We start from the raw sequence: 21,124 nt of genomic DNA on the forward strand, positions 1-21,124 counted from the left end.
CGGAAGTTTTAAGTGATGATTAACCTGTTGGATTTTGGTGTTTAAATATTCTAAATTTAGCTTATTAAACCTTAATAAATATCTTTTTTTGATACATCAAATACCCTAAATAGCCGTAAACGAACACAACAACAAGTGCATAAACTAAGGAAGCTAATTTTGGCCCCATATTTTCTGGAAAAAATAAGCTGTTGTAAAGCCATGAATGTATGTTATGGTTTTCATTCACTTTAATGGTATACATGCATTTTGAAATAAAACTCGATAAGAAATATACAGTTATGGCATTAGTACCTATATATTTGAAAATAGAACCAAATTGATACTGTTTCACATCTCTTAAATAATAAATAACAGCTAAAATAAGAGTGCCCCAACCACTGGTAACGAGTACGAAGCTACTGCTCCAAATGGCTTTGTTTATAGGGAATATTAAACTAAAGGCATAGCCAGAGATTAGTAAACCAAAAGCAGTAAAAACTAAGGTTTTTAAAGGAGAAAAACGATCTAAAATCTTACCAATCAACACGCCAATAAGACTGGAAGCGATGCTTGGGATGGTGCTTAAAAGACCTTCAGGGTCGTAATCGTGCTGCCACATGTGCTTGCCTAGAATCTTTAAATCTAAATAGTTCGCCCAATTGTTTGGTGCGCGATCAAAAGTAGGTGTGCCGAGCTCTTTTGGTAGAGGCACAAATCCTAAAAAGACATAATAACCTATTAAAATAGTAGCTATGATGGCTCCGAGTTGTTTCCAATTGCAGTTTAAATAAAGTAGTGATACTATAAAAAACACAATACCAATGCGCTGCAGTACTCCTGGAATACGCCAGGTTTCAAGATCAACAATAAAGGGGAAAAGTGGCGTAAACACGTTTAGAAATAAACCTAAACCGATAAGTTTTAAACTTCTAATCCCAACTTTTTTATAAGTGCTAAGTGTGTTCGGTTTACTCTTGTAAGCGTAATAAATAGAGATACCTACAATGTATAAAAAGAAAGGAAATATCAAGTCTGTTGGGGTTAACCCATGCCATTCAGCATGCAGGAGTGGGGCGTAAACATGGCCCCAATCTCCTGGTGTATTTACCAAAATCATGGCAATAATAGTGATACCCCGTAGAATATCCACAGATTCAATGCGCTTACTTGTAGTCATATAACTTTTTGTTTAAGCTTTTTTTAGTCCGAGTGTATGACCGAAAAAAGCATAATAAAGGATGAATGCATAACATGGCAATAAAATCCAATACCCGTAAGAAGCAGCTTCGGCAGTCGCGGCAACGGTATCACTTCCTAAAGCAATTAAATCTTCTTTTTTGCTATCTACCAACGCCCCATAAAGCGGCGGAATGATAGCACCACCTGAAATAGCCATTATTAGTAGGGCAGAAGCTGTTTTTGTGAATTTCCCTAAGCCTGTTAGTGCTAAAGGCCAAATAGCAGGCCACACTAAGGCGTTTGCTATACCTAAAGCTGCAACAAATAACACGGAAGTAAATCCAGTTGTGAATACGATACAAAACGATAAAAGCACCCCTAAAATAGCACTTGATTTTAAAGCCGTTGCCTGACTCATGTATTTTGGAATTAAAAACACACCCACAGCATAGGTAGCTACCATCGCCATTAGAGTAAATAGGGTGAAAAATTTGGCGTCTTCTACAGGGATATCTAATGAAATACCATAAGAAATAATAGTATCTCCAGCAATAACCTCTACACCTACGTAAAGAAATAGGGCTAACACGCCCAACCATAAATGTGGAAATTGAAAGATGCTAGACTTAGCTTTTTCACCAGTTTTGGAAACTTCAATTGGTGCAGCTTCAACATTTGGTAGCGGTGCTTTTAATATTAATAACCCTAAAACTACTAAAACTACAGCCATAATGATATATGGTGTTACCACGCTATCTGCCATAGTATTTAATAATGTTGCTTTTTCAGAAGCATCCACAGTAATTAGCTTTTCTTTTATCTCATCGATTCCAGATAATAAAATGGCTCCGAAAATCACTGAACCTAAAGCGCCTGCTACTTTATTCGCAATGCCCATAATGGCAATACGTTTTGCTGCACTTTCAATAGGACCTAAAATAGTAATGTAAGGGTTGGAAGCTGTTTGGAGTAAGGTCATTCCAGCGCCTTGTATAAAAATAGCTGTTAAAAACATCCAATAGGTTCTGGCCTCTGCCGCTGGAATAAATAATAGCGCCCCGACGGCCATGATAATTAGGCCTAAGGACATGCCTTTTTTATAGCCTATTTTGTTAAGAATATACGACGCAGGCAAGGCCATCACAACAAAGGAAATATAAGAGGCTGAAGCCACTAAATATGACTGGGCATCGGTAAGTTCATTAATGGTTTTCATGAATGGAATTAAGGCCCCATTGATCCAGGTTACAAATCCGAATATGAAAAATAGTCCCGCTATAATCATTATAGGAACTAAAGTGTTTTTTTCTGAAGTAGAAGTGGGTGTTTGGTTATTAGACATGGTTGTTTTTTAAAATTCTTAATATTTGAGTTAGTTATCTTTATCGTCGTTTATATTGAAAATACGTTCTTTAGCCTGTTTGGTGTAGTTTCGGCCTATAGGGATTTTTCTGCTTGAAATTTCTACAGTGTTGCCTTCTAAAGCACTAATTTTATTGATGGAAACCGTATAAGATCTATGAATACGCATGAAGTTAGAGTGTGGCAATTCTTCAGTAATCGCAGAGAGCGATTTGTGTACCACATGATCCCCTAGTTTAGTGATGACTTTAATATAATCTTTTAGGCTTTCTATGTATAATATGTCGTTTAAATTGATTTTTATAAGTTTCTTATTGACTTTCAGGAAAATATGAGGTTCTTGTTGTAAGCTAGCATCAACCGCCATATTACTTACAAAAACTTGTTGGTATATTTTATTTACTGTTTTTAAGAAGCGATTAAAAGGTATAGGCTTAACCAAATAATCTAAAATATTGAGTTCGTAACTTTTAATAGCATATTCGCGATAGGCTGTGGTAATAACGATAAGTGGTTTATAGCTTAGGTTATCTATAAATGCAAATCCCGACATTTCTGGCATGTTAATGTCTAGAAAAATAACATCAATCTTTTCCTGTTCCAAAACACGATATGCTTTTAGTGGATTGTTAAAAGTTTCAACTATCTCAATATGATCGAAGTTTTTTAAATGACTCTCAATTACCGTAATAGCAAGAGGTTCGTCATCAATAATAATGCATTTAATTTTCATTGGGTAGGTATTTTTAAATACAGTTTATATAAATTATCTTCTACTGTGGAGTACAAAATATAATTATTTGCAAACAATAGATTAAGTCGTCGTTTAGCGTTTTGATTTCCTATGCCGCCGTTTTCTACTTTTAAAACATTAGGGTTAAAGTTATTTATAATATTAATTTCAATAAAACCAGAGTTCAAAACTTCAAAACTCATATTAATTTTTAGTTTATCATTCTGTTTCATACCATGTTTAAAACAGTTTTCAACAAAGGAAAGCAAGAGTAGTGGCGGTACGCATACATCTTCAATATCTCCTGTAATGTCCATTTCAGCCTCAACACTATCATTAAAACGAATGCGTTCAATATCTATAAAGTTGTTGATATGATTTATTTCTTGAAGCAAACTGGCTTTTGAGCTTTTAACTTCATATAAAATATATTGCATCATATCCGATAGCTTTAAAACCAGCTGTGGCGCTCTATCCGATTTACTTAAGGTTAAAGCATATAAATTGTTTAATGTATTGAAGAAGAAGTGCGGCTGTATTTGAGTGCGTAAATATTTAAGTTCGGTACTCATTTGTAGTTTCGCCAAATCTTCATTAAGTCGTTTTTCAATAGACCAATCAATGACAATTTTAATGGCTGTTGTGAAACCAATTACATAAAGTTCACCTAAAACTACAGCAATAATATGATTCAGCTCCATAAAATTACCAGGTGTTTCTGCTTCTGGCCAAATTTCTTCAGTAACTAAAACATAGTTCAAGCCTGTTCTAACTAAGTAAACCATAAATAACATACTGGCTAGTGATAAAATGTAAATCAGGTATTTTTTCCGAAGAATATATCTTGGTATTAAATAATATATGTTTATGTATACTATAATGATATGAATAGGGAATTCTACTAAGTTTGATTTTAGTGAATACCAATAATCATTAAAATAACTTCCCCATCTTACAAAATTGAATAGGAAGTAACTCAACCAGAATACGATATGATATTTGATTGGAATACTGACTGCCGATTTGTTGTTGTGTGTTGAAATAATTTTAGCTTTAGGTTGATTTTGTTATTAATATCTTACTAAGATTCAACAATTTTAGTGATATATTTATTAATTAGCAATAAAAAGACGAATACTTTGAAACCCAATATTCACTAATCGTTTACAATATGTTGTCTGTGTGTTAAATCGTGTCGTTTATATAAATTTTTTTAAAAGAAATTTAATATTGGATAGTTTGGCTCAACTTAAAAAAACAAAACAATCAAATTATGAAACAAAACTTACAACAACTTTTCTTGTTTTCTTTTCTATTATTTGCTGTTCAATTTTCGTTTGGACAAGAGAAGGAGATTAAGGGAACAGTAACTTCTAAAGCGGATGGGATTCCGTTACCAGGAGTTAATGTAACAGTACAAGGTACCACAAATGGTACACAAACAGATTTTGATGGACACTACACACTTAATGTGAATTTAGGTGAAGTTTTAGCCTTTTCTTATTTAGGTATGACGACTAAACTAATTACGGTAGGTCAAGCAGACGTAATTAATGCACAACTAGAAGAAGATGCTGAAGAGCTTAAAGCTGTTGTAGTAACTGCTTTAGGTATTAAGAAGGAGCGTAAGGCACTTACTTATTCGGCACAAGAAGTTGGGGGAGACGAGTTAACGCGAGTTAAACAAACCAACCCAATTAACAGTTTATCTGGTAAGTCTGCCGGACTTACAATCTCTAGGAGTTCTTCTGGTTTAGGAGGGGCTACAAAAGTAGTATTAAGGGGTAATACGTCGACTACAAACAACGATCCGTTGTACGTAATAGATGGTATTCCTATGTTAAACAGTGGAAATGGTTCTAACGGAAATGAGCCAGGTACCGATATTTTTGGTAGCCAAACGGGTAACCGAGATGGTGGTGATGCGATGTCGTTAATTAACCCAGACGATATTGAAAGTATGACCGTTTTAAAAGGGGCTTCAGCCTCGGCACTTTATGGAAGTCAAGGTGCTAATGGTGTGATTTTAATTACCACTAAAAAAGGTAAAGAAGGGGCATTGGCTGTAAACTTTAATTCTAGCTTTACTGTAGATAATGTAATGTCTTTACCAGAATTACAATCGGAATACCAAAGTGCTTCAGTAGGTCAACCTATTGCAGAAAACGGTCGTGTTGCCGATGCGAAATCTTGGGGAGCTAAAGGGAATAATTTAAGTAATGATCCAAAGGAGTTTTTTAACATGGGGTACACTGCCATTAATGCCTTATCATTAACTGCAGGAAACCAGAAAGCTCAAACGTACTTTTCTTATGCTAATACTTTAGGTGAAGGGGTGATTCCTGGAAATGAATTAAAACGTAATAATTTAACTTTACGTGAAACTGCTAAATTTTTAAAGGACAAAATTGATGTTTCTGCGAGTGTAAATTTATCAGACCAACGTATTAGTAACAGACCAACAAATGGTTTGTACTCGAATCCATTAACGGCAGTATATTTACAACCTGTTGGAATTGATAGAGATATCTACAAAAATACATTTGAGTACTTTAATACCAATTTGAACCAAATGGATCAATATGCTTCATCTTTTGATGAAAACATTCAACAAAATCCATATTGGTTAATTAACCGTAATCCTAGTGAGGATATTGTACAGCGTGTTTTAGCTAATGTATCGGTTAAATATCAAATTACAGATGCCTTCTCTTTACAATCTAGAGGAAGTTTTGATAAAACATTTTTCACTTTCGATAAAAGACAATATGCAGGAACAGATCCTGTGAACTCCGGAGATAACGGCCGTTATGTATTAGAGAAAACAGAAAACACGCAACAATACATAGATTTTATTGCGACCTATAATAAAGATTTTTCCGAAGACCTTACATTCACTGGACTTTTAGGAACCAGTTTAACTAAATATCAAATTGGTGATCAAACATATTTAGATTCTGGTCGTGATGGGGTTGGTTTAAATTTCCCGAATGTTTTTAATATTGCCAACTTTGCAAATACAAATAACATAAGACAATCTATTGGGAATAGAGAAGTACAGTCTGTTTTTGGATCGGCAAACTTCGGATTTAAAGACATGCTTTTCTTAGATGTTACAGGTCGTACAGACTGGTCTTCAACATTAGTTAACACAGATTCTAATTCATTTTTCTACCCATCAGTTGGTTTAACCGGTGTACTAACGGAAATGTTTGAAATGGGAGATGGTATTTCATTTGCAAAAGTTAGAGGATCTTACGCCGAAGTAGGTAAAGATATTCCGGTGTATGCAACCATTCCTTTAAATGGAATTAATAATACAAACACTGGAATTGGTACTGCTCCTTTTGCTCCTATAGAAGGTGAAACACTTCAACCGGAACGTCAAAAAGGATTTGAAATTGGTACAGAATGGCGCTTTTTTGGTAACCGTTTAGGTCTTGATTTTACATACTATAACACAAAAACTGAAAATCAGATTTTCTTTATTCAAGCAGCACCAAACCCTAATGGGTATTCTCAAAACATTGTAAATGCAGGTGAGATTTCTAGTGATGGTATTGAATTGGTTTTAAACGGTAGGCCTATCGATAACGATAATTTTGAGTGGAACACTTTTGTGAACTTCGCACAAAATAATAACAAAGTGGTATCTGTACACCCTTCATTACAGGATGGTGAAGCCATTATTACGGCTCGTGGGGTTAATGGTTACGAATATGCACTTATAGAAGGTGAAGATTTTGGTAGTATTAAAGCACGTTCATTAATTAGAGATGAAAATGGTACACCAGTTATTAATACTACAGGAACTTTAATGTCTACAGATTTTGAAACCGTGGCACATGCGCAACCAGATTTCACTTTGGGATGGAACAACAGTTTCGAAATTGGAGCTTTTAATGTTAACTTTTTAATTGACGGTAAATTTGGAGGTGATGTAATGAGTGTTACTGAAGCTGTAAATGATAAATATGGTGTCTCTCAAGCTACAGCAAATACTAGAAACACTAACGGTGGTATGGTGAATGTTGTAGATGAAAATGGTGCAGCTTCACAAATGAGTGCCCAAGAATACTACAATGCCATTGGAGGTAGAGATGGTATGTTAGGCGAATATGTTTACGATGCTACAAATGTGAGTTTAAGAGAACTATCTGTAGGATATAGATTAGTATTAGGTGAAAGTGATTTTATCGATAATATTAACTTTTCGGTAATCGGAAACAACCTTTTCTTTTTATATAAAGACGCACCATTCGATCCAAACATTGCTGCTAGTACAGGAATGGGTTTACAAGGAGTAGACATTTATAATCAACCTTCTACTAGAAGTGTAGGTTTAAACATTAACGTAAATTTCTAAAGAAATATGAAAAATATACTTAAATATACAATGGCTTCAGTTGTGGCCATGAGTCTAACCAACTGTACTGGAGATTTCGAAAATATTAATACAAATCCTTATGGGATTTCTCAAGAAAGCTTAACGCAGCAAAATAACCATATTGGATCTAGGTTTTCGCCTATGTTTTCTAATGTTATCCGAGTAGAACCATCTTGGAACTACCAATTACAGCAGAACTTAAATGCAGATGTGTTTTCAGGATATATGACAGCACCAACGCCTTTTGCTGGGAATATAAATAACCAAACCTATGCGCTAGTTAATGGTTGGAATGGATTTATTTGGGGAGATGCATACGATGCCAATGATGGTAATGGAATCATGCCATATGCTAGAGAAATTAAAGAGCAGGTAGAGTTATCTGGAGATCCTAACGGGAAGAAATTTGTTTATGTATCTAATATTATAAAGGTATTAGGAATGCAACGTGTCTCCGATGTTTTTGGGCCAATTCGTTATTCAAAATTTGACGACTATGATACGACGGGGCAGTATGATTCTCAAGAAGAAGCTTATAAAGCATTTTTTGCAGATTTAGATGAAGCCATTACCGGATTAGAAGACTTCCTTGGCGATGCACAGCTTGTACCTTTTGATCAATCTACTTTTGCAGGAGATATTTCTAAATGGAGAACTTTTGCCAACTCTTTACGTTTGCGTTTAGCAATACGAGTATCTAAAGTAGATCCTACATTAGCAAAATTAGAAGGTGAAAAAGCATTATCAAGTACTGTTGGCTTAATGACTACAGAAGATATGCAAGTTGATATGAATGGTTTTGTACACCCAATACTTACTATTAGTACGGTTTGGGGCGACGTTTTAATGAGTGCCGAAATGGAATCTATTTTAAAAGGCTTCAATGATGACAGAATTACAAAATTTTTCAATGCACCTTCAGACCCTGCTTTAGGTGATTATAAAGGCATTCGAATGGGAATTGAAATCGATTTAAAATCGGAATACGGTAGTCACTCTTCCATTGGCGATGTTGTAGAAGGTTCTCATAAAACTTGGATGACCGCCGCAGAAGTTCATTTCTTAAAAGCAGAAGCAGCCTTAAGAGGTTGGGCTGGTGCTGGAAATGCAAAGTCTAATTATGAAGCTGGTGTTCGTGCTTCTTTTGAACAACTAGGAGCAAGTGGTGTCGATGCATACCTAGCAGATGCTACAAGCACGCCAAACGACTTCGTTGATGCGAATAACCCAGTAAATGATTACGCATATCCAAGTCATGTAACTATCTCATATAACGATGCAGGAACTAATGAAGAGCAATTAGAGCAAATTATTACTCAAAAATGGATTGCCATGTTCCCTGATGGCATGGAAGCTTGGAGTGAGTTTAGACGTACTGGATACCCAAGAGTTTTCCCAGTAGTAATAAACAACAGTGGTGGTGCTATCGATACAGATATTCAAATTCGAAGAATCAATTTTGTAGATGTTGAGAAAAACACCAATGGAGACAATGTAGATGCTGCGATTAGTACATTAAAAGGTCCTGATAACGGAGGGACAAGACTTTGGTGGGATACCGGAGCACCAAATTTTTAAGTTTAGGTTGATTAAACGTTTAGTTTAGTTTGTTGATGGTAAGCAAGCGGAGAATTTCGGTTTTCCGTTTGCTTTAATAAAAAGTATTTAAAAGAAAAACAGTATATCGTGAAAATCGCAAATCATAAAAATATAGCATACACCAAAGCAGGTATGTTTGAAGAAACTCGATTTGAAAAAATACATAATGTTATTTTCAATGATTCTACAGCCGCTTCTGTGCTTGTAGCTCATGAAATAGCAGCATTAATTCGAGAAAAAGAGAAACAAAATAAGCCTTGTGTTTTAGGTTTAGCAACAGGTTCTTCGCCAATTAAAGTATATGAAGAGCTTGTAAGAATGCATAAGGAGGAAGGTTTAAGTTTTGCAAACGTGGTTACCTTTAACTTAGATGAATATTTTCCTATGGATAAAGGTAACATTCAGAGTTACTTTTACTTTATGCATGAGCATTTATTCAATCATATTGATATTTTAGATGAAAACATAAACATTCCAAATGGACTTGTTAGTTCTGAAGATTTATACCAGTATTGTATTGATTATGAGATGAAAATAAAATCTTATGGTGGTTTAGATTTTCAGCTTTTAGGCATTGGTAGAACAGGTCATATTGGTTTTAACGAGCCTGGTTCACATTACAATTCTGGAACAAGAAGTATTACCCTTGATCATATCACACGTGTTGATGCTGCTCCAGCATTTTTAGGTATTGAAAATGTACCGAGAAAAGCGATAACCATGGGAATTGGCACTGTTTTAGGAGCTAAACGTATTGTTTTACTAGGATGGGGTGCAAATAAAGCCGCTATTCTTAAAGAAACAATTGAAGGTGAAATTACAGCAGAAGTACCAGCAACCTATTTACAAAATCACGAGAACACAACGTTTATCATTGATGAGGCAGCTGCTTCAGAATTAACCCGTGTTAAAACACCTTGGTTGGTAACCACTTGTGTATGGGATGATGCTTTAAAATTGAAGGCTGTAGTGTGGCTAAGTGAATTAACCGAAAAGCCCTTTTTAAAGTTAACAGATAAAGATTATAATAATAACGGCATGTCTAGTTTGCTTACCGAAGAAGGTACAGCTTACGATTTAAACATTAAAATGTTTAATAAGTTACAACATACCATTACAGGTTGGCCTGGTGGAAAACCCAATGCCGATGATACTAATAGACCAGAGCGCGCGACCATTCCCAAAAAACGAGTAATTATTTTTAGTCCGCATCCAGATGATGATGTGATTTCAATGGGAGGTACTTTTGATAGGCTAGTGGAGCAAGGTCACGAGGTTCATATAGCTTATCAAACTTCTGGTAATATTGCAGTATCAGATGAGGAAGCCTTAAAATTTGCTGAAATTACACAATCAATATGTCCGGGCTGTAAGGAAACTGAAGACGTTATCAATTTCCTTAAAAACAAAACGGCGAATGATATTGATTCTGTCGAGGTTCGAAAATTAAAAGGATTAATTAGACGTAGTGAATCGTTAGGAGCGACACGTTATTTTGGTTTAAATGATGATCACGTTCATTTTCTAGATCTACCTTTTTATGAAACAGGAACCATAAAGAAGAATAATATTTCACAGGATGATATTGATATCATGTGCAACTTAATTTCTGAAATAAAACCACATCAAATATATGCTGCTGGCGATTTAGCCGATCCGCATGGCACACACAAAGTATGTTTAGATGCGTTGTTTGAAGCTTTAAAAGTGCTGAAAACGGAACCTTATATGGATGATTGCTGGGTTTGGTTATACCGTGGTGCTTGGCACGAGTGGGAATCTTACCAAATAGAAATGGCTGTTCCTATGAGTCCAGATCAGGTTTTAAGAAAAAGACATGCTATTTTTTATCACCAATCGCAAAAAGACGGTGTGATGTTTCAAGGAGGCGATTCTAGAGAATTTTGGGTTCGTGCTGAAGACAGAAACCGTTTAACAGCTAAAAAATATAACGATTTAGGATTGTCGGAATACGCGGCGATTGAGGCCTTCAAACGATATCACTTTTAGACTGGAATGAAAAAATCTATCTTGATAATTTCGGCATTAGCCAGTTTTAATTGTAATAACAGAACAACTGCTAATTGTATAAATGGAACATGGAAAATGGTCTATGCTGAAATTGTTGAGAATGATACAACAAAAATTAAAGATTTAAGAAATGTTGAATTCATTAAAATTATTAATGATTCTCATTTTGCTTTTTTCAATCAGAGTATCAATAATGATGCGCATTATTATAGCGGGGCTGGAACTTACACAAAAGAAGGAGAAACGTACGAAGAGGTGCTAAGTTACACGTCGGCTAAAGCAATTAAAAACCACAAGTTTTCTTTTCAAATTAAATTGAAAGGGGATACACTAATCCAAACAGGGCAAGAGCTCATTAAAGAAGCGGGGATTAGTAGAATTATTACAGAAAAGTACATCAAGATGAAGTAAGTCTTAAAAACTAACCAAATGAAAAAACTTATACTTTTAATCATCATAAACTTAACAGCCGTTTTTGGGTTTGCTCAAGAAAGTTTGTCTGCTAAATATAATTTAATGCCTTGGCCAAAGAAGGTTCAAGCCCATAATGGCAAGTTTGTTATCGATAGTAGCCTTACTATTTCTATAAATTCAAAAAAATCGGAGCGTGTATATCATGCGTCCACACATTTTTTGAGACGTTTAACAGACAGAACTGGCGTATTTTTAAATGAAGGTTTTCCAATAGAAAATAAAAAAGGAGGCATTCACATTCAATTTGATGAGGTCTCTAAACTTGATATAAAAAATAACGAATCATATACCTTAACGGTTAATGATTCTACAATAAAAATTTCAGCTAAAACAGATATTGGAGCGACTAGAGCTTTGGCTACTTTATTGCAATTAGTAGATCATAATACAAAAGAATACTTCATTCCTGGGGTTACTATTTCAGACGAACCACGATTTGTTTGGAGAGGTTTAATGATTGATGTGTCTAGGCATTTTCAGCCCATAGCTGTTTTGAAACGAAACCTAGACGCTATGGCTTCTATGAAAATGAATGTATTTCACTGGCATTTAACCGATGATCAAGGCATAAGAATTGAGTCGAAAACGTATCCGAAGTTAACAGCATTAGCTTCCGACGGTCTTTTTTACACGCATGAACAAATTAAGGATGTGGTCGCTTACGCGGATAGGTTGGGTATTCGCGTTATACCAGAAATTGATGTTCCTGGCCATGCTTCAGCGTTTTTAACAGCTTACCCTGAGTTAGGGAGCAAAGATGATTACGATTATGCTATCGAACGTTTTTCGGGGGTTTTCGATCCCACATTAAATCCAACCCTTGATATCACGTATACTTTTCTTGAAAATTTATTTGCTGAAATAACACCTTTATTTCCCGATGAATATTTTCATATTGGTGGCGATGAGAATGAAGGAAAACATTGGGATGAAAATAAAAGTATTCAGAAGTTTAAGAAAAAACATGGTCTAAAAACGAATCATGATTTACAAACTTATTTTAATGTGAAACTTGAAAAAATACTGAATAAACAAGGTAAAAAATTAATGGGTTGGGATGAAATTATGACGCCCGATATGCCTACAACGGCTGTAATCCATTCTTGGCGTGGTGAAAATGAAGGTTTAGCCAAAGGAGGGACTTTAATTGAAGCCGCTAAACAAGGCTATCAAACAGTTTTATCAAACGGATTTTATATCGACAGAATGCAGTCTGTGGTCGATCATTACACTGTTGAACCAATTGGTGATGTCAAGTTAACAAAAGCCGAGCGTGAAAGAATTCTGGGGGGCGAAGCCACAATGTGGTGTGAGTTAGTAACACCTTTAACTATAGATTCTAGAATATGGCCCAGAACAGCTGCTATTGCAGAACGTTTTTGGTCTCCTAAGGAAATTAATAATATTGAAAACATGAGAAAACGTTTAAAAGTTGTGTCTTTTCAATTAGAAGAGTTGGGGCTGACACATATTAAAAATAGAGCGGTTATTTTAAGAAGTATGTCTAACAATCAAGATATTGCTTCGTTATTAAACCTGTCTAACCTTTGTGAACCTTTAAAAATTTACGCTAGAAATGTTGACGGCATAGAATATAAAACCTATTCATCTTTCAATTTGTTCGCAGATGCATGTGTGACTGATGCTTCAGATGCATTGAAATTCAATGAGGCTGTTTCTGAAATTGTAAAAGGAGGAGACAATCTAGGTGTAATAGGATTTTTAACTACTTGGTCAAATGATTATAAAACTTTTAGTCAGCTTGAAAAGAATCCGAAAATCAGACCATTACAGCCGTTATTTAAGAATTTAGCTTTGGTTTCAGAATTGTTATCGAAAGCCCTTCAAACGAAAAAAATCTCAAAAGAAAGTCTTCAAACCATTCAGAATACTATGATTTTATTAAGAGAACCAGTTGCCGATGTAGAATTGGTGATTGTAGATGCTTTAAATGACTTATCATCGTATTGTGAATCAAATTATTCAATTAAATAGATTATGGTTTTAATAGCAGATAGCGGTTCTACAAAGTGCGATTGGATTTTATGTACAGCAGATAATAAAGAACCTATTAGAATAAAAACTAAGGGTTTAAATCCTGCCATTTTATCTAAAAAACAATTTGATAAAATTATTTCGAGTAGCACCGGTTTAAGTAAAATTAAAGATACGGTTACCGATGTGAAATTTTTTGGAGCGGGTTGTGGAACTAAGAGAAATCAGAAAAAAGTAAATGCGGTTTTAGGTGATTATTTTACTAATGCCTTAGTGTATTCTAGCGAAGATACAATGGCTGCCGTTATGGCTACAACAAAAGAGCCAGCTGTGGTTTGTATTTTGGGAACGGGATCTAACTGTTGTTATTTTGATGGTAAAAATATTCAAATGAAAGCACCATCTATGGGGTATTTACTTATGGATGAGGGGAGTGGTAATTACTTTGGTAAAGCGCTTCTAAAAGCCTATTATTATGATACCATGCCAACAGAATTAAAAGCAGCATTTTCTAAGGCTTTTAATTTAAAGGAAAAATCGGTGATTAAAGGTTTGTATAAATCGGCGAGACCAAATAAGTATTTGGCGTCTTTTGCACCATTTTTGTTTAAACATGAGGAACACCCTTTCGCTAAAAACTTAATAGAAAAGGGAATGAATGTTTTTGTAGAAAATCATGTGTTACGTCATAGGGAAACATTAAAAAATGTACCTATTCATTTTGTAGGTTCTATTGCTTTTTTCGCACAAGATTATATTAAAAAGGCACTTAAGGCAAGAGGTATTGAAGCTGGTATTTTTGTTAAAAGTCCGATAGATAATATTATTAAAAATCATATGGAAAGGAATTAATATGTCGGCAATTATGATGAGATCCAAGAAGGAAATTAGAGAAGTTAAAAAGGATTTAGAAGCATCAAAAATTGGTGTACTACCAAGCATGGATATGTACAACAAGTTCCTAAACTGGGTGAGTGGCGAATTTGAATTGTTTTTACAGGACGACTCTCATGGTTTAAAAGTATATTTTCCTTCAGGATATTTAGAAGTTCGTTTATTACAATCAAATAGAAGGGATATCTATTTTGAAATTTTCGTAAATAGTAAAAATAGCACTACAGGAAAACGTATTCATAATCAAGCAATTGAAGTTTTAAATCAGGTTTATAAATTAGAATAAATATTTAACCAATGGTTTAAACCGAAAATAGATTGATTTTAGTATATATGATAGAGAAAAACCAATCTATTTTAAAACGTAAAAAAATGTTTGTTTGGATTATTAGATAGTTCTAAAATAGGGAAGCTTACAGTATGAATCGAGAGGTTCACATACGGTTCTGTGAGAGGTTTAGGGGTGAGATCCCCATTTACCTACTCGACTTGTTAAATTGAAAACTAACATTATTGAATTTAAAGTTCGTTCAATTATTTTTTCAAAATTTTACCAGAATATGTTTTATCCTCTACTTGAATTTGCAATATATAAGTTCCACTAGTAAAGTTAGAAATATCTATAGTTTTTTCGCTTTTGGCATCTATTAACAAAACGCCATTAATTGAATATAACCTAGCCTGAAACTGTTCCTCTAAATTGATATGAAGGTAGTCATTAACTGGATTGGGATAATATGATAACTTACCATTTAATAAGTCTAAATCATCAATCCCTAGCCCAGTATCTGGTGTGGCACTTGCAGTACCGGTAGGACCAACTTTTTCCGAGGCTTTTGCTGATATTTTAAAATCATAGGTGGTACCATTGGTAAGTCCGGTTACCGTATAAGTGGTCTCATTAATATCATAAATAGTATGCACATCTACAAAATCTCCTCCCTGTTCAAACCATAAAATGTTTAATAGTTGAAAAGTACGACCACCTAAATCTGGTGCATTCCAGGAAAGGGTTACCTCCGTATTACCCGGTGTAGCGGTTACTGCAGGAGCGGTCATGGTACCATATGGTGTAGCCGACACAGTATTACTCTGTGGTCCAAGATTCCCTGGGGTTATAGCACCATAATTTGCCTGTACCGAAAATTCATATTCAACTCCATTGGTCAGGCCAGTAATTGTTGTAGTCAAATCAGTTGAAGGAACATCTACAAAATCACCGAAACCTCCTACTTCACTATATGTTATCCGATAATTAAGAATAGCAATCCCAGCATGATGAAGAGGTTCAGTCCAACTTAACCCTACAGATCCATCTGTAATTGTTCCAAGACTTAACGCTGGAGCTAGACCTAACTGAAAAGCACCAATATCGCGCAAACCGTTGGCATCATTTCTAGCATTACCAAATACATCCAAAGTAATAGGAGTACTATTTATAGGATTTGTTAAAACAGATGTCGCAGGGATTATATCTATCAACTCACCTGGAAAGGCCGGTGTCACCATTTCTGCATCAAAATAAAGAGTAGAAGGAACAACAGGGCTATTGAAAGCAGTTCCATTTGAACGCAGAACAGGTTGAAATGTAATGGCTCTTAGTGCAGCCACATCTTGATTAGTAGTTGGTTGTATCCAGGTTTCTGTATCGGCAGTAAATCCAGCACCAGTACCTGTATTACCTAGTGTATTCAGAAGCGTAGCTAAGCCACTTGTATTATTTAAACCGATAGCCGACTCCTTAAAATTTATTTTACCAGCTCCTCTACGCTCAATGAGCGATTCTGAAAGTTGAGACTGGCATTCACCATCACAGAAATTATTATTCCACATCAATGAGGATGCCGTAATATTCATGTCTCCACTCGCGCTATTGATAATTCGGTCACCAGACTTTGGATTTGAATCATCTTCATTTACCCATATTGAGTTCACAAAATTACTAACACTTACGCTTCCTGATATAAACATACCACCGGATAGCATAAATCTAGAACTTACAATATTTACTTTTGAGTTTGGTTGACCATCCCAACTGATGGCAAATTGGTTTCCTCCATTATTATTATAAAACAGTGTGTTTTCTATCGTTAAATCACCTGCATTAGAACTACTAATTTCAGAAGTAGTAGCTGGAACTCCCCAGTTTACGGTATTAATAAATTGTGAGTTTTTAATAGAAATTGAGGCACCAGCATCTGCACTTAACAGACCTCTAGAATTACAATTAAGAGTTGACCATATTTTATCGGCATTAAAATTTTCAAATTCTAAAACGGCATTTTCTCTTACCTTAGCGATAGAATTAAATTGTTCTATAGATAAATTTTTAACGGTTACAGTAATAGCCGTGTTATCGACATTAATAGTCCCAACCTGCATAAAATTGGGCATCGACGCAAGAATACTTTCTCCAGTAGCACGACTAGGACAATTGTTTAGAGAATTCCATTCACCACTAGGATTTATCCATCTTTGCGAACCAATTAAGGCACCCCCTTTCCCGTCTATTGTAACGGATTCCGTAATGTTTAACATATAATCGGCTAGCCCCCCCGGTATATAGAAAAGATGAGTTGCGTCTATTTGTAATCCAGGTGTAAATTCAATGATGTCGGCACCTGCATTACTGTTAGCGAGATCGATAGCTTCATTAATTGAACCAGGCCCATCTTTTGAAGTAGAGGTAACCGTATAGGTTGTTTGAGAATATCCTATTTGGATACAAAATAAAGTTACTAATATGAGTAATTGTTTTTTCATAATATGGTTTTATGTTTAATAAATAATCTATGTAGTTAAATAAAAATACAAATAAATTTTTACTCAACTTTATTCTCCTCCAAAAGTGTCTGAATAATGACTCTTTCATTGAGGGTTAATCGCTTATATTTTTTTGTGTCCATACAACAAATCTAAAGTTTTGATTTGTTGCGTTAAGTTATTGAATTCTGGTTCGTTCGTTTTAATTGTGCCCAACGTGATTGTATAAGATTAGTGGCGTGTTTAAGCTCCTAATTTAGCAAATAAAAACCAGATAGAAAATCCGAAAGGATTTTCGTAAGTAGGCTAGAACTAGCCATTAATTTTATACGGTGTTGGCGTGTCGTTATTTTTTTCAGTTTCAAATTCGCAAATAATTGGTAAATGGTCACTTACTTTTAACCAATCACTAATTTTTCCAAATTCCATTTTTTTTAGTCCGTTTATAAATTCTTTACTTCCAAAAACATAATCGATATGATATGGCTTTTCTAATTTTCTATGCAGGAAAAAAGTCGGTTGAGTTTCAGTTCCTTGTTCTTCTTTCCAATATTTATGATATAAACTTTCAATTCCAATTTCGTTCAGTTCAGCCACAACGTCAGAGTGATTCCACCATCTGTCCCATTTGTCCCAAATCTTGTTACTATTAAAATCTCCAATTATTAAACTCTTATTTAAATTCTGTTTGTTGACTTGAAGATATTTCCATAATTGTCCAATATATCCAAAAGTCGGTGATTTGTTGCTGTGATTCCAAACTGCTAATAAGTCAAAATCTCCATTTACAGAACAAGGTAAAAAGTGTTTTACTTTATGGTCTTTATAATTGTCCGACCAATTCAGTCTTTTTAGTTCTATATTTTTCTTTGCAAAAATTCCAATTCCTTTATTTTTGGTGTCTCCAATCCATAAATAATTTTCCGCCCATTCATTATATTCATTGTGTTTGGTTTCCGCTGGATTTTCACACTCTTGAATTATATGTAAGTCAGCATTAAAGTCCGTTAAATTCTCAAACTTTTTTCTTAATGCTCCATTACAATTCCAAGTTATAATTTTCAATTTGAGTTCAGTTTTTTAATGCACGCCAACGGTTTAGGCTATACGCAGTGCCCAGAAGGGCATTGCGTATAGGTGTTGTTGTAGCCAGTTATTCTATATCAAATACCACCTTATGTAATTGTCCTTCGGTAAACATGAATTTGCCTTTGTCCTTATATTCCGCATTTACAGGCATTCCTTCATCCCTGCCAATATCAAAAGTCTCGTGGGCACTATACGCCCCATAAACGGTTGCTGTTAAGTCTAATTCTCCCACTTTTTTATCATTAATAAACAGCTCAACTTGTGAAGGGCCATTCAATACTGCCTCCTTCATGGTATGTTTCAAGGTAATCTTCACATCGCCTTGTGGAATTTTTACATTTCCATCAAAATCATGCCAGTACAAACCTAATGTAGAGTAACTATACCGTAGCATACCATCTTTAATGAATAAGACTTGACCACCCATGTGTTCGCCTAAGGCATAAATCACACCTTCTGTAGTTTCATCAGCTGTTATGTAGGCATTTATTTCATAATTATTCGATTTAATTTCAGGGCCCGCCATCTCAGGTACACGATATATATTAGTAGTTAATTCCCAGTGTTTTTTAGCATCTTTTTGTGGATTTGATTCTGGTTGCAAGGCTCGACCCATGGCTCCACCAACAGGATAGACGTTGTACTTTTCTGCTTCTTTCCAAAACAGCTCTTCTAACTCTTTTACCTTTTCCGGATGTTGGTCAGCAATATTTTTTGATTGGATTGGATCTTCATCAATGTTGTACAACTCCCATTCCGTATTCAAAGGATCGAAATTGGCCATAGCAGTTGGGTCCAAAGACCAAGGCACACGGTAGGGTTTTCCACATAGGCTCCAACCTTCATGATACAAGCCTACAAAGCCAGTCATCTCAAAGTACTGAGTAGGGTGGTTCGTTTTAGCATCAGCATTGTTCCAGGCATATGTCATTGATTTTCCTGGATATTCTTTTCTAGCCTGACCATTTACATAATCTGGAGCTGGAACACCTGTGACTTCCAAAATAGTTGGTACTATATCCGTAGCGTTTTGGAACTGTGTACGCCATTCTCCTCTCGCTTCTATCATTTTAGGATAACGTATAGCCGTAGCGGACATGGTACCTCCAAAATGTGAAGCCATTTGTTTGGTCCATTGAAAAGGGGTAGAAGAGGCATATGACCAAGCAACTGAAAAATGATTGATCATATCTGGTCCACCCCAAGCTTCTAAACCACCATATTCTTCTAATTTTTCTAATTGTTGCTCCATTGTTAATGGAGGGAATCCATTTTGCATAAGCAATTCAGAGAATGTACCTGTCGGCGTTCCTTCGGCTGTTGCACCGTTATCTGCTGTTAAATAAATAATCAGTGTATTATCCAGTTCTCCTAACGCTTCTATATGGTCGACCACACGTCCGGTATGATAATCAACATGCTCCAAAAAAGCTGCATTCACTTCCATTTGGCGGGCTAAATATTCCTTTCCTTTTTCATCGAAAGAATCCCATTCTGGAATATTTTCCGGCCAATCCACCATTTCTGCATCTTTAGGTACTAAGCCCATTTTCTTTTGACGTGCAAGTTGTTGTTGTCTGTATACGTGCCATCCATCATCAAACTGACCTTTGTATTTATCACGCCATTCTTCTGGTACCTGTATAGGTCCGTGTACAGCACCCGGCGTGTAATACATAAAAAACGGATCATCATCACGCAAACCTTTCCAATTATCTAACCATTTAATAGCCTGATCAGCCATTCCGTGTGACAAGTGAAATGTAGAACCATCAGCATTAGTCTCAGGTGTTTCTATGGCTGTTGTTCCTTCATAAAGCAAGGGATGAAACTGACTCGTTTCTCCTCCAAGAAAACCCCAGAAATATTCAAAACCCCATAACCCAGTTGGCCAGCTTTCAAACGGTCCCGCAGGCGACGCCTCTTCCATGGGTGTATTGTGCCATTTACCAAATGCTGCAGTGGCATACCCATTATCTGTTAATATTTTGGCAATGGATGGGGTTGAGTAGTCCATTTGCGAATTATAGCCAGGATAGCCTGATGCAAACTCTGATATGATACCTGTGCCAATCTCATGAATGTTATACCCAGTAAGTATGGAGCCACGAGTAGGAGAACAAACGGCAGCTACAGACATATGAGTGTAGCGTATGCCCTCATCTCCAATTTTGTCAAATGTTGGGGTTTTCATTACACCACCAAATGAAGTTGCACTGCTGTATCCAGCATCATCCAGCATAATAATAACAACATTGGGAGCATCTTTATCAGCCTTTCTCTGCCCTATAAAATCGGGTTTAGAATCCGCTAAAGTTTTTCCCTGCACTCCTTTCCACTCTTCCAATGGATAAGGAATTGCATTCTCATTATCCTTGTGTTCATTTGAGTTATTTTGATTGGTTTGACAAGAAGTCAAAATCAGAATAAACAGTCCTATTAAATAAGTTATTTTTTTCATGTCTTTATATTTCTTTATATAAGGTGGATTCAAGGTGCTAACGCAACAAGTGTTAATATTTTGGTTTGGTACAATTTAGTTTTTTCTTTCCAAAAAACCTTTTTTTTTTGAAGGCTTTTTAGAAAGAAAAAACTAGGCAGAGTTCTGAGTTAAAATTTCCATGGGTGTTTTAGAG

General features: G+C 35.4%; 14 protein-coding genes. 7 read left to right on the forward strand and 7 right to left on the reverse strand.

All coding sequences use genetic code 11. The annotated features are described in order from the left end of the window. Window positions 1–64: 64 nt before the first annotated feature. Genes KO493_RS14010 through KO493_RS14025 form a run of 4 tightly spaced genes read right to left on the reverse strand, consistent with a single transcriptional unit; the run spans window position 65 to window position 4,236 of the window. Complete coding sequence (locus tag KO493_RS14010; protein WP_216068605.1) at window positions 65–1,159, reverse strand: acyltransferase family protein; 1,095 nt, start codon at window positions 1,157–1,159, stop codon at window positions 65–67. 12 nt (window positions 1,160–1,171) lie between these two features. Continuing rightward, window positions 1,172–2,503 carry a sugar MFS transporter gene (locus KO493_RS14015; protein ID WP_216068606.1) on the reverse strand — a complete coding sequence of 444 codons (1,332 nt, stop codon included), beginning with the start codon at window positions 2,501–2,503 and terminating at the stop codon, window positions 1,172–1,174. Between the two features lie 30 nt (window positions 2,504–2,533). Then, window positions 2,534–3,256 (reverse strand): LytR/AlgR family response regulator transcription factor, encoded by a 723-nt coding sequence (locus KO493_RS14020; protein WP_216068607.1) that lies wholly within the window; start codon window positions 3,254–3,256, stop codon window positions 2,534–2,536. Continuing rightward, complete coding sequence (locus KO493_RS14025) at window positions 3,253–4,236, reverse strand: sensor histidine kinase (RefSeq protein ID WP_216068608.1); 984 nt, start codon at window positions 4,234–4,236, stop codon at window positions 3,253–3,255. The genes KO493_RS14020 and KO493_RS14025 overlap by 4 nt, the downstream gene beginning before the upstream one ends. Window positions 4,237–4,529: 293 nt before the next feature. Between KO493_RS14025 and KO493_RS14030 the strand changes: the two genes are divergently transcribed. The 7 genes from KO493_RS14030 (at window position 4,530) to KO493_RS14060 (ending at window position 14,922) form a co-directional block, all read left to right on the forward strand. Continuing rightward, complete coding sequence (locus KO493_RS14030) at window positions 4,530–7,622, forward strand: SusC/RagA family TonB-linked outer membrane protein (RefSeq protein WP_216068609.1); 3,093 nt, start codon at window positions 4,530–4,532, stop codon at window positions 7,620–7,622. Between the two features lie 6 nt (window positions 7,623–7,628). After that, window positions 7,629–9,221 (forward strand): RagB/SusD family nutrient uptake outer membrane protein, encoded by a 1,593-nt coding sequence (locus KO493_RS14035; RefSeq protein WP_216068610.1) that lies wholly within the window; start codon window positions 7,629–7,631, stop codon window positions 9,219–9,221. A gap of 153 nt (window positions 9,222–9,374) precedes the next feature. Further along, window positions 9,375–11,252, forward strand: a complete 1,878-nt coding sequence (gene nagB, locus KO493_RS14040; RefSeq protein ID WP_252723241.1) for a glucosamine-6-phosphate deaminase — start codon at window positions 9,375–9,377, stop codon at window positions 11,250–11,252. Between the two features lie 6 nt (window positions 11,253–11,258). Continuing rightward, entirely contained in the window at window positions 11,259–11,684 is a 426-nt protein-coding gene (locus KO493_RS14045) for a hypothetical protein (RefSeq protein ID WP_216068612.1), read from the forward strand. Between the two features lie 18 nt (window positions 11,685–11,702). After that, window positions 11,703–13,742, forward strand: a complete 2,040-nt coding sequence (locus KO493_RS14050; RefSeq protein ID WP_216068613.1) for a beta-N-acetylhexosaminidase — start codon at window positions 11,703–11,705, stop codon at window positions 13,740–13,742. A 3-nt stretch (window positions 13,743–13,745) separates the two neighbouring features. After that, entirely contained in the window at window positions 13,746–14,594 is an 849-nt protein-coding gene (locus KO493_RS14055) for an N-acetylglucosamine kinase (RefSeq protein ID WP_216068614.1), read from the forward strand. Window positions 14,595–14,607: 13 nt separating this feature from the next. Beyond that, window positions 14,608–14,922, forward strand: coding sequence for a hypothetical protein (locus KO493_RS14060; RefSeq protein WP_216068615.1), 315 nt, complete (start codon window positions 14,608–14,610; stop codon window positions 14,920–14,922). Between the two features lie 248 nt (window positions 14,923–15,170). On the opposite strand, the gene KO493_RS14065 is transcribed toward KO493_RS14060, so the two are convergent. The 3 genes from KO493_RS14065 to KO493_RS14075 form a co-directional block, all read right to left on the reverse strand. Then, entirely contained in the window at window positions 15,171–17,399 is a 2,229-nt protein-coding gene (locus KO493_RS14065; RefSeq protein ID WP_216068616.1) for a fibronectin type III domain-containing protein, read from the reverse strand. Window positions 17,400–17,711: 312 nt separating this feature from the next. After that, on the reverse strand, window positions 17,712–18,464 hold the full coding sequence (locus tag KO493_RS14070) for an endonuclease/exonuclease/phosphatase family protein (RefSeq protein WP_216068617.1): 753 nt from the start codon (window positions 18,462–18,464) through the stop codon (window positions 17,712–17,714). Window positions 18,465–18,552: 88 nt separating this feature from the next. Next, window positions 18,553–20,949: a sulfatase-like hydrolase/transferase gene (locus KO493_RS14075; RefSeq protein WP_216068618.1), complete on the reverse strand. Its 2,397-nt coding sequence runs from the start codon at window positions 20,947–20,949 to the stop codon at window positions 18,553–18,555. Window positions 20,950–21,124 lie beyond the last annotated feature (175 nt).

It is taken from the genome of Pseudotamlana agarivorans, assembly GCF_018860245.1.
Lineage (GTDB): Bacteria > Bacteroidota > Bacteroidia > Flavobacteriales > Flavobacteriaceae > Pseudotamlana > Pseudotamlana agarivorans_A.

Coding starts and splice junctions, on each gene's coding strand:
- KO493_RS14010 (WP_216068605.1), bottom strand. CDS start 1,159: ATGACTACAAGTAAGCGCATTGAATCTGTGGATATTCTACGGGGTATC.
- KO493_RS14015 (WP_216068606.1), bottom strand. CDS start 2,503: ATGTCTAATAACCAAACACCCACTTCTACTTCAGAAAAAAACACTTTA.
- KO493_RS14020 (WP_216068607.1), bottom strand. CDS start 3,256: ATGAAAATTAAATGCATTATTATTGATGACGAACCTCTTGCTATTACG.
- KO493_RS14030 (WP_216068609.1), top strand. CDS start 4,530: ATGAAACAAAACTTACAACAACTTTTCTTGTTTTCTTTTCTATTATTT.
- KO493_RS14035 (WP_216068610.1), top strand. CDS start 7,629: ATGAAAAATATACTTAAATATACAATGGCTTCAGTTGTGGCCATGAGT.
- nagB (WP_252723241.1), top strand. CDS start 9,375: ATGTTTGAAGAAACTCGATTTGAAAAAATACATAATGTTATTTTCAAT.
- KO493_RS14045 (WP_216068612.1), top strand. CDS start 11,259: ATGAAAAAATCTATCTTGATAATTTCGGCATTAGCCAGTTTTAATTGT.
- KO493_RS14050 (WP_216068613.1), top strand. CDS start 11,703: ATGAAAAAACTTATACTTTTAATCATCATAAACTTAACAGCCGTTTTT.
- KO493_RS14055 (WP_216068614.1), top strand. CDS start 13,746: ATGGTTTTAATAGCAGATAGCGGTTCTACAAAGTGCGATTGGATTTTA.
- KO493_RS14060 (WP_216068615.1), top strand. CDS start 14,608: ATGATGAGATCCAAGAAGGAAATTAGAGAAGTTAAAAAGGATTTAGAA.
- KO493_RS14065 (WP_216068616.1), bottom strand. CDS start 17,399: ATGAAAAAACAATTACTCATATTAGTAACTTTATTTTGTATCCAAATA.
- KO493_RS14075 (WP_216068618.1), bottom strand. CDS start 20,949: ATGAAAAAAATAACTTATTTAATAGGACTGTTTATTCTGATTTTGACT.